Origin of the sequence: Bacillus cereus group sp. BfR-BA-01331 (assembly GCF_022663915.1) — a bacterium.
In the GTDB taxonomy this organism is placed as follows: domain Bacteria; phylum Bacillota; class Bacilli; order Bacillales; family Bacillaceae_G; genus Bacillus_A; species Bacillus_A mycoides.
In genome coordinates this window covers 1-1,902 of record NZ_JAKUGJ010000096.1, presented here as the reverse complement: position 1 = coordinate 1,902, position 1,902 = coordinate 1, and the positions used below count along the sequence as shown (strand labels likewise).

The window sequence follows — 1,902 nt, the reverse complement described above, 5'->3', positions numbered from 1 at the left end:
GCACGTCACCCTTTCTCATTAACATAAGAGAATAGTAACGTGCTTTTTAGTTTAAGAATAGTCTAAATCCTTAAGTTGATGGATGTGGGGTCGCACCACATGCCCATCAACTTAAAAATATTAACTACCCTCAAGAGTAAAAAATGCCATCCTTTCCTAAGATTCTACAGAAAGAATAGCGTATTTTTTTATTTTAGGGGGCATTTCTTTTTATTAGCTTTAAGCGATGTGGTGCTTTCCCTATGTAAACTGCAACTTCATTCACCTTTATTAACATTATTATATATACATTCATTAATTAATATATCGATGTCTTGACTTAAATACAAAACTTGCTTATGGGTAAACCCATACTTCTCTACAAGTTTAATTAGTTCTTGTTTCTTTGATTCAATTAGTTTTTGTAAATCTCTCATCTCCATCTCTTTAAAAACTCCTTTAATACTATTTAGCGGTTAAATTATAGTATAAATATAAAAATAAGGGAACTGGTAATTTTGGTAATTGAGATTTAAGGTAGAATTATATATGGGGTAGCACCAACATTTCGCGAATTTCGTACGCTAAGGAATTATTCGGTGTCTTTTATTAATATATAGATTAATAAAATAAGTTATATAAATAATTTGTTATATTTCCATGTACCCTAGCTGATATAATTTATAAGGCAATTATTGGTTAATTAATAATGCACATATATTAGGGAGGTACATAAGTCATGGAGTTAATAATTTCTTCATTTGTATTAGTGGTAATATTCTTTATTCTTTCGATAGTTTTAAGTGGTAAAGGTCAGCGAATAGCAAAAGAAATTTTAAAAGAGCTTATTAATGGTCCTGAGGGGAAAATGTTGGTAGTTTTTTTGGGATTTGGAGCAGTTATAGGAGTAATTTTTGTCATTTGGCTTTTATTGAACTAAGCATTCCAGTTACTCAGGCTGATACAAGGTGCAAGAAAATTACTGGATAATTAAAGGTACATATATATTAGGAGGTACATAAGCCATGTTAGAGGTAATTACGGCATTTTTCTTACTAATTCTCCATTCCATTGTTTATCTCTTTTCAAGTGGAGAAACTAAGCAAATAGCAAAAAAACATATAAAAGAAATTCTTAATAGTCCGGATGGAGTAATAATATTAATCGTTGCTGCGGCACTTTTAATCGGGGGGATATATTTATATTTTTATGGTTTCGGTTTATGACTATAAACTAAAATCATATCCAAGTATACGAGACAATGGTTCACCTAGGAAGTATGCGTATTATGGTGGAGAATGGGACACAGGTGGTCTTTTTGGAGAAGCCAAATATGTTTATAATAAAACTGATGAATCGGTTAATAAGTAGTATATAAAAGCCTAATATATTTCTATAACAGTAGGTCTTTGAGTTGATAGCGAAGTGATTTCTTAAAGCCTTGAATATTAAGGCTTTTTTCATTATGGGATAGCACCAATCGCAGATTCTGTACGCTAAGGCTACAACCACTGATGTAACAAGGATTGTATAATAAGAACCGAAAACGATCGTTTAAGGAACTCTATTTAATTCTAATATAACTGAAAGAAATACAGTCAAAAACCAGTTCCAAAACTCATTATCAAAAACAAAGTACCATAACAAACATTAAATGTCGTTTATGGTACTTTGTTAACGTACGATAAAACCAAGTTTTTCAACTTAGAAATTCCTTAGCGTACGAAATTCGCGTTTAGTTGGCGAGACCCCATGCCCATCAACTTAAGGATAGAAACTCCACGGTTTTCCATTAATTGAAATGAACAAACTTTTAAACAGTATTATCCTCCTAAAAATGAGCATACGAAATAAACCCTAACGGGTTTCATTTTTTTACTTATGCAACTTTTTTTGTTTTCTATATCCACTATACTCATAGAT

At 31.2% G+C, this 1,902-nt stretch carries 3 protein-coding genes; 2 read left to right on the top strand and 1 reads right to left on the bottom strand.

Annotated elements, in window-relative coordinates:
- Positions 1-257 precede the first annotated feature (257 nt).
- Positions 258-422: an aspartyl-phosphate phosphatase Spo0E family protein gene (locus MR155_RS30970; RefSeq protein WP_201038246.1), complete on the bottom strand. Its 165-nt coding sequence runs from the start codon at positions 420-422 to the stop codon at positions 258-260.
- A 296-nt stretch (positions 423-718) separates the two neighbouring features.
- Between MR155_RS30970 and MR155_RS30965 the strand changes: the two genes are divergently transcribed.
- Positions 719-919 carry a hypothetical protein gene (locus MR155_RS30965; protein WP_242312092.1) on the top strand — a complete coding sequence of 67 codons (201 nt, stop codon included), beginning with the start codon at positions 719-721 and terminating at the stop codon, positions 917-919.
- Between the two features lie 85 nt (positions 920-1,004).
- Complete coding sequence (locus MR155_RS30960) at positions 1,005-1,205, top strand: hypothetical protein (protein WP_078205848.1); 201 nt, start codon at positions 1,005-1,007, stop codon at positions 1,203-1,205.
- Positions 1,206-1,902: the final 697 nt, after the last annotated feature.

What these genes read in the sequence shown, in the direction of transcription:
- MR155_RS30970 (WP_201038246.1), bottom strand. Translation starts at nt 422, where the DNA reads ATGGAGATGAGAGATTTACAAAAACTAATTGAATCAAAGAAACAAGAA.
- MR155_RS30965 (WP_242312092.1), top strand. Translation starts at nt 719, where the DNA reads ATGGAGTTAATAATTTCTTCATTTGTATTAGTGGTAATATTCTTTATT.
- MR155_RS30960 (WP_078205848.1), top strand. Translation starts at nt 1,005, where the DNA reads ATGTTAGAGGTAATTACGGCATTTTTCTTACTAATTCTCCATTCCATT.